8 protein-coding genes are annotated in these 6,848 nt (G+C 72.3%); 5 read left to right on the top strand and 3 right to left on the bottom strand.

Annotated features, from left to right (window positions below; translation table 11 throughout):
- Positions 1–205 precede the first annotated feature (205 nt).
- Positions 206–685: a MarR family winged helix-turn-helix transcriptional regulator gene (locus tag ACFY0T_RS39175; RefSeq protein ID WP_388882183.1), complete on the bottom strand. Its 480-nt coding sequence runs from the start codon at positions 683–685 to the stop codon at positions 206–208.
- Between the two features lie 412 nt (positions 686–1,097).
- Between ACFY0T_RS39175 and ACFY0T_RS39170 the strand changes: the two genes are divergently transcribed.
- On the top strand, positions 1,098–1,604 hold the full coding sequence (locus tag ACFY0T_RS39170; protein ID WP_388882218.1) for a hypothetical protein: 507 nt from the start codon (positions 1,098–1,100) through the stop codon (positions 1,602–1,604).
- A 5-nt stretch (positions 1,605–1,609) separates the two neighbouring features.
- Here the strand turns inward: ACFY0T_RS39170 and ACFY0T_RS39165 are convergent, their stop codons facing one another.
- Positions 1,610–2,320 carry a dienelactone hydrolase family protein gene (locus tag ACFY0T_RS39165; RefSeq protein WP_388882180.1) on the bottom strand — a complete coding sequence of 237 codons (711 nt, stop codon included), beginning with the start codon at positions 2,318–2,320 and terminating at the stop codon, positions 1,610–1,612.
- Between the two features lie 192 nt (positions 2,321–2,512).
- Between ACFY0T_RS39165 and ACFY0T_RS39160 the strand changes: the two genes are divergently transcribed.
- On the top strand, positions 2,513–2,806 hold the full coding sequence (locus ACFY0T_RS39160; RefSeq protein WP_388882177.1) for a hypothetical protein: 294 nt from the start codon (positions 2,513–2,515) through the stop codon (positions 2,804–2,806).
- A gap of 35 nt (positions 2,807–2,841) precedes the next feature.
- Positions 2,842–3,297, top strand: a complete 456-nt coding sequence (locus tag ACFY0T_RS39155) for an archease (protein WP_388882174.1) — start codon at positions 2,842–2,844, stop codon at positions 3,295–3,297.
- A gap of 156 nt (positions 3,298–3,453) precedes the next feature.
- Here the strand turns inward: ACFY0T_RS39155 and ACFY0T_RS39150 are convergent, their stop codons facing one another.
- Positions 3,454–4,866, bottom strand: a complete 1,413-nt coding sequence (locus tag ACFY0T_RS39150; protein ID WP_388882171.1) for an RtcB family protein — start codon at positions 4,864–4,866, stop codon at positions 3,454–3,456.
- A 166-nt stretch (positions 4,867–5,032) separates the two neighbouring features.
- Between ACFY0T_RS39150 and ACFY0T_RS39145 the strand changes: the two genes are divergently transcribed.
- Together ACFY0T_RS39145 and ACFY0T_RS39140 are read left to right on the top strand one after the other, a co-directional pair.
- On the top strand, positions 5,033–6,169 hold the full coding sequence (locus ACFY0T_RS39145) for a CapA family protein (RefSeq protein ID WP_388882168.1): 1,137 nt from the start codon (positions 5,033–5,035) through the stop codon (positions 6,167–6,169).
- Complete coding sequence (locus ACFY0T_RS39140) at positions 6,166–6,801, top strand: hypothetical protein (RefSeq protein WP_388882165.1); 636 nt, start codon at positions 6,166–6,168, stop codon at positions 6,799–6,801. Before ACFY0T_RS39145 ends, ACFY0T_RS39140 begins: the two co-directional genes overlap by 4 nt.
- Positions 6,802–6,848: the final 47 nt, after the last annotated feature.

Below are 6,848 nucleotides of genomic sequence, written 5' to 3'. Positions count from 1 at the left end.
GGCGGTCCGCCAAGACCGCCCCTGACACGCCATCAGCCAACTACACTCCGGACGACGCCTCTGACCAGGCCAGATAGCGAAACGCTGCTGGAGTACTAGGACCCGGAAGTGCCCTAGGAGGAACCCGGGCAGGAAAGAGCTCCGCGGGTACGGGGAGACAGCCGTGCGCTCGGTCGGCGGTCCCCGGTGGGGACCTCGGGTAGGTCTACTCGGCCGCGGGCAGCGGATGCAGATGCCGCGTCAACGACATCAACGCGTCGGCGGCCGAGCCCAGAGCGCCCCGCTCGCCTTCGGTGAGGTGCTGCAGAGCGCGGGCGATGTGGGCGCCCTCAAGACGCTGGACCTCGGCCAGTTCCCGGCGGGCCCTGGAGGTCGGATACAGATGGGCGATCCGCTTGTCGCCGGTGTCCTGCCGACGCTCCAGCAGTCCCTGCTCGACGAGTTGGGAGACCAGGACGCTGACATTGTTCGGCCGCATCGGCAGTGCGTCGGCGGCTTCGCGCACCGTCGCGCCCTCCTGCTGCGAGACGAACCGCAGCAGCGCGAGCTGCCCCTCGGGCGGCTTGGGGCCCGGGAAATCCCGGGCGACCTGGCGGTCGAGAGCCCGGTTCAGCGCGGGCAGGCACGCCGCGAGCACGGAGGCCACACGGCCGATGTCCTGAACGGACACGCGGGCGGAGGGCATGCCCCGAGAACAGGTATGACCTCATAGGTATGTCAAAGCGCTCACCACGGCGCTCACGACCAGAGCTCGGGAGGGATCGGGGGGTCTCCCCCCGAACTCATGCTGCAGCCAGCTGCACCCCAGGTTCGGGGGCGTACTTCCTGGTGAGGGGGAACAGACCGCGACATCGTTGACCGCAGCTGATCCCAGAGGTTCACGGCTCCCCATCCGGAAGGAAACCCCCATGAAGTCGCTGCTCTCGTCGTCGAAGCCGGGAACGGCGCACGAGGCGCGACACATGGAGCGGACGAGCGCCGACACGGAGCGGACGAGCGCCAACACGGAGCCGACGAAGGCCGACACGCTGCCGACGGGGGCCGCCACGGACACCGCACGCCGCACCCCGGCCCGCACCCCCGCCGCCCCAGGTCCGCTGGCCTCCTTCGCCCGGTTCGTACTCTGCGGTGGCGGTGTCGGGATCGCCTCCAGCGGCGCGGTGGCATTGCTCGCCGCCCTGATGCCCTGGGCGGTGGCGAACGCCCTGATCACCGTCGCCTCGACCATCCTCTGCACGGAGCTCCACGCGCTCTTCACCTTCGGGACGGGGCGGCGCGCCGGATGGCGCCGGCACCTGCAGTCCGCGGGATCGGCCACGGCCGCCTACGCGGTGACCTCCGCGGCGATGCTCGTACTGCACGTGGTGCAGCCGTCGCCCGGCATGCTCTGGGAGCAGGTCGTTTACCTCGGCGCCGCCGGGCTCGCCGGAATCGGGCGCTTCCTGGTGCTGCGCCTGTTCGTCTTCGCCGGCGGCCGGAACCGGACCACGGCGCGGGCGAAGAGCATGGCGACCTCGATCGCGATGACCTGCGGATCGTCCGTCGCACTCAGGAGCGCCGGCTGTTCCGGGCTCTCCAGGAACGGGCTGGCGCCGGTCTCGTGACCGGATCAGTCCTCGGGCGCCGTCAGGGACGCGAGGCGCGCCTGGCACCACTCCTTGGCCGTGTCGGCGACCTGCTCCAGCGTGCCGGGCTCCTCGAACAGGTGGGTGGCACCCGGCACCACACGCAGCGAGTGCGCGACCCGCAACTGCGCGGCCGCGTGCTGGTTCAGCTCCAGTACCTCGAGGTCCCGGCCACCGACGATGAACAGGACAGGGGCCCGTACGCGGTGCAGGGCATCGCCCGCCAGATCCGGCCGGCCGCCGCGCGAGATCACGGTCAGGACCCGGTCCGGCCGCTCCGCGGCGGCCACCAGAGCCGCTGCCGCTCCGGTGCTGGCGCCGAACAGGGCCACGGGAAGCCCCTTGGTGGCCGGCTGCGCTTCCAGCCAGTCGATCACGGCAACCACGCGGCTGCCCAGGAGCGGGATGTCGAAGCGGTGCTCGGCCGTCCACTCGTCTTCGCGGTCTTCGCGCTCGGTGAGCAGGTCCATCAGCACGGTGCCGAGTCCGGCGGTGCGCAGTTGTTCGGCGACCATACGGTTGCGGGGGCTGTGCCGGGAGCTGCCGCTGCCGTGGGCGAACAGCACCACCGCACGGGCCGACGCCGGCACCACGACATCGCCCGCGAGCGCCTCGCCGTCGACGGGCACCATGACCGGCTGGGAGATCGGGGAGATCATCGCCGTCGTCTTCTTCCTCGCGGCCGTACGGTCCATTTCCCCGGTCCGTACGATCCTGTGGTCGATGTGTCCAGTTCCTTCCCTTCGCGTACCCCGTGTGCCGGTCATCGATCGTCCGGATCGGCCGGTCAATGAGCCGGGCGGACTCGGCGCCGCCCGCCGCCGTATGACCTGGCGGGTCACGGGTACCCGTACCGACGAAGGACCCCCTCTGAGGAGATGACTCGGATGCTGCTCATCGGCCTGCTGCTCCTCGCGGCCACCGGCGCCTTCACCGCCCTGGCCATCGCCGACAACCTGTCCGGCGGCCCCGAGTACACCGTGTCGGTACTGGACCACGACATCGCCACCATGAACGCGCTGGCCGTCTTCAGCTCCGGCCTCGCCTTGGCGCTCCTCTTCTGCCTGGGCCTGGTCGCGGCCGTGAACGGTGCGACGCACCGTCACCACCGGAAGCCACGGGCGTACGAGCCCGATGACACCACCGGCCTCCACACGATCGATCCGGGCCACCGGGCCTGACATGCCCTGGAGCGGCGGAAGGGCAGGCGGTGGGCATGGTCGGTGACACGGACGACGACATCCGGCTGCGGCGCCAGGGCGGCAGCGGCCACCGGGCTCTGCCGCACACGGCTGACGTGCGGATCGAGGCGTGGGGAGCGAGCCGCGAGCGCTGTCTGGTCGAGGCGGTGCTGGGGATGGTGGAGTGCTTCGCCGACGTCACGGCGGTGCGGCCCACCTCCGTGGAACACGTCCGGCTGGCGGAGAACAGCGACGACGACCTGCTGACCGCGCTGCTGGACGAGGTCGTCTTCCGGCTCGAGGTGGACGGCAGGGTGGCCGTCGACGTGGAGGCGGACACGGCCGACGACGGCCTCGACGTACGACTGGCATTGACCGAACTGGCAGACGTGGAGATCATCGGTGCCGTGCCCAAGGGCGTCTCCTGGCACGGACTGCGCATCGGGCCGGACCCGTACGGCTGGTCGTGCGCGGTGACCGTCGACGTGTGACGCAATGACTGTCGGCGTGTGAGGTGACAGTCGACATGTGAGGCGTGCGGTCAGGCGGAGGCGTACGACGGGACGCGACGCGTTCGACGGGGCTCAGGGGACGGCGGACGGACGCGTACGGCACGACGGGGCTCAGCCGTACGACGGGCGGACGCCTCAGCCCTTCACCACGCCCAGCGGGACCAGCCGGGCGACCGTGCGGCACAGCCCCGCGCCCTCGCTCGCCGCCACCACCTCGGCCACGTCCTTGTAGGCCTCGGGGGTCTCCTCCGCCAGGCCGCGCAACGACCGCGGGCGCACCGCGATGCCTTCCGCCTCCAGCCGGGCCCGCAGTTCCTTCCCGCCGATCGCACGCGCGGCCTGGTGCCGGCTCATGACCCTGCCCGCGCCGTGGCAGGTGGAGTGGAACGCGTCACCGCCGGGCACGCCGGTCAGGACGTACGAGGCCGTGCCCATGGTCCCGGGGATCAGCACCGGCTGGCCTACCTCGCGCAGGTCCTCCGGGAGGTCGGGATGCCCGGGCGGGAAGGCGCGGGTGGCGCCCTTGCGGTGCACGCACAGTCGGCGTCGCGTTCCGGCCACCGCATGGGTCTCGATCTTGGCGAGGTTGTGGGACACGTCGTACACCAGCGCCAGCCGGACGCCCGCGGCGCGGCGGAAGACCCGGCGGGCCGCGTCCGACAGCAACTGGCGGTTGGCGCGACCGTAGTTGGCCGCGGCGGCCATCGCGCCCAGGTAGTCCTGCCCCTCCGGCGAGTCGACCGGGGTGCAGGCCAGCTGCCGGTCGGGGACGGTGATGCCGTAGCGGGACATGGCGCGGTCCATCGCCCTGACGTGATCGGTGCAGATCTGGTGGCCGAGGCCGCGCGAACCGCAGTGGATCATCACGCACACCTGGCCGACGGCGAGCCCGAACGCGGCGGCGGCCGTCTCGTCGTACACCTCGTCGACCATCTGCACCTCGAGGAAGTGATTGGCCGACCCCAGGCTGCCCACCTGCCCCAGCCCCCGCTCCCGCGCCCGCTCGCTGACCTGTGCCACATCTGCGTCGGCGACCGCCCCGCCGTCCTCGCACCGCCGCAGGTCACGCTCCTCGCCGTATCCCTGCTCCACGGCGTACCGGGAGCCGCCCCGCAGGATCCGCTCCAGCTGTGAGCGTCCGATCGACCGCCACACCCCACCGGGTCCCGCGCCGCGCGGGATCGACCGGTCCAGGCCGTCCATGACCGCGTGCAGCGCTGGCTCGAACGCCCGGCGGTCGGAGTCCGCGGTCAGCAGCCGCACCCCGCAGGAGATGTCGAAACCGACCCCGCCGGGCGAGACGACACCGCCGTCGTCCACGTCGGTCGCGGCCACTCCGCCGATCGGGAAGCCATAGCCCCAGTGGATGTCCGGCATGGCGTACGAGGCGCCGACGATGCCCGGCAGCGTGGCCACGTTGGCGACCTGCTCGAGCGATTTCTCGGCGTCCCGCAGCAGCTTCCGGGAAGCGAACACCACCCCGGGCACCCGCATCTGCCCGTGCGGGTCCATACGGAAGCGGTGCGGACGTTCCTCGACGAGTTCCACGGCAGCCTCCCGTGTCCGGAACCCCCACGTCCGCGGTACCCGCATCAGACGCTCCCTACCGCCCCGGCGCACGGAGATCCAGCCCTCGGGGGCTTCGGCCGGCCTGCTGAGCACACCGCGCGCGTACTCGGTCTCGCGCTGGAGGGACGGCTCCTAGGCTGGAGGCATGGCCGACGGCGAGGTGACGCTGTTCGTCTGCGGTGACGTGATGCTCGGACGCGGCGTCGATCAGATCCTGGCGCGGCCCGGTGATCCGGCGCTGCGGGAGGACTACGTCCGCGACGCCCGGTCGTACGTGGACATGGCGGAGTTGGTCAACGGTCCGATTCCGGTCCCGGTCGATCCGTCCTGGCCGTGGGGAGATGTGCTGCGGTTGCTGGACGAGGCCGCCCCGGATGTCCGGATCGTCAATCTGGAGACGGCCGTGACGCGCGGTGACGCGTTCGCGCCCGGCAAGGCGGTCCACTACCGCATGCACCCGGCCAACCTGCCCGCTCTCGCGGTGGCCCGGCCCGACGTCTGTGTCCTGGCCAACAACCACGTGCTGGACTTCGGCCGCGAGGGACTGGAGGAGACGCTGGACTCGCTGGCCCGCGCGGGTCTGCGGGCGGCGGGCGCGGGGCGCAACGCCGACGAGGCGTGGGCACCGGTGGCGGTGCCCGTCTCGGCCGGCCATCGCGTGCTCGTCCTCGCCGTCGGGACCTCGTCCAGCGGCATCCCGCACGGCTGGGCGGCGGGCGCCGATCTGCCCGGCGTCGCCTACGTTCCCGACCTGTCGGCCGGCGCGGCCGCCGCGGTGGTCCGGCGCGTGCGGCAGGTGAAGCTGGCGGGCGACATCGCGGTCGTGTCCGTGCACTGGGGGTCCAACTGGGGCTACCGCGTTTCCCCGGGGCAGATCCGCTTCGCGCACGCCCTCGTGGACGGCGGCGTCGACGTCGTCCACGGACACTCCTCGCACCACCCCCGCGCCATCGAGATGTACCGCGACCGGCTGATCCTCCATGGCTGTGGCGACTTCGTCGACGACTACGAGGGCATCTCCGGGTACGAGGAGTACCGCGACGACCTGCGGATCGCCTACCTCGTCACAGTGGCGGCGGACACGGGCCGACTGACCGGCCTGCGCATGGTGCCCCTGCGGGCCCGGCGCATGCGGCTGGAGCCCGCGCCGGACGAGGACCGCGCCTGGCTGCGCGCCACCCTCGACCGCATCAGCGACGGTGTGGGCGTCACCCTGGAGCCCGACGGCACGCTCTCGGCGGCGCCGTCCGCCACCGTACGCGCGACGGGAACCGGCCCGTGAACCGGTGGCTGCGGCTCACCCTGCTCGGCGCGGGCGCGATGAACTCGCCGCGGTTCGCTCCCGCGGGTCTGCTGCTCCGCTACGGCGGACGTCGTGCGGCCTTCGACGGCGGCCCCGGCGCCGAACCGCCGCCCGGGCCGCTCGCGGGCTGGCTGGTCACCGACGAGCGGTCGGAACTGAGGTCCGCGCTGCGTCGGAGCGCGGCCGCGCGAGACGTCTCGATCCGGGCCGGTGACCTCGATCTCGGCGAGGTGCGGGTGCGCTGCCACCCGGTGGCCCACACGTCCCATGCCACGTACGGCTATCGCATCGAGGCGGGCGACCTGGTCGTGGTGTGGGCGCCGGAGTTCTGGGAGTTTCCGGCCTGGGCCGCGCGGGCGGACCTGATGTTCGCCGAGGCCGCTGCCTGGGGGCGGCCGATACGGTTCCGGGGCGGCGTAGGTGGCCACGCGAGCGTGCAGACCGTCGCCGAGGAGTCCGTACGGCACGGCGTGCGGCGGCTGGTCCACGCCCACATCGGGCGACCCAGCCTGCGCGCGATCGACGCCGGTCTGAAGCCTCCGGTGGGCGAGTGGGGTGTCGAGGGCCGTACATACTCACTGCGGCTGACACAGGCCGGCGGGCCGGGGTGAACCGGGAGGACGGATGAACGGCGACGGCCCGCGGTCAGCGCCTCGCC

It is taken from the genome of Streptomyces sp. NPDC001530 (genome assembly GCF_042894545.1).
Classification (GTDB): Bacteria; Actinomycetota; Actinomycetes; order Streptomycetales; family Streptomycetaceae; genus Streptomyces.
The sequence above is the reverse complement of the archived record's forward strand: the minus strand, read 5'-3'. Positions and strand labels throughout refer to the sequence as shown.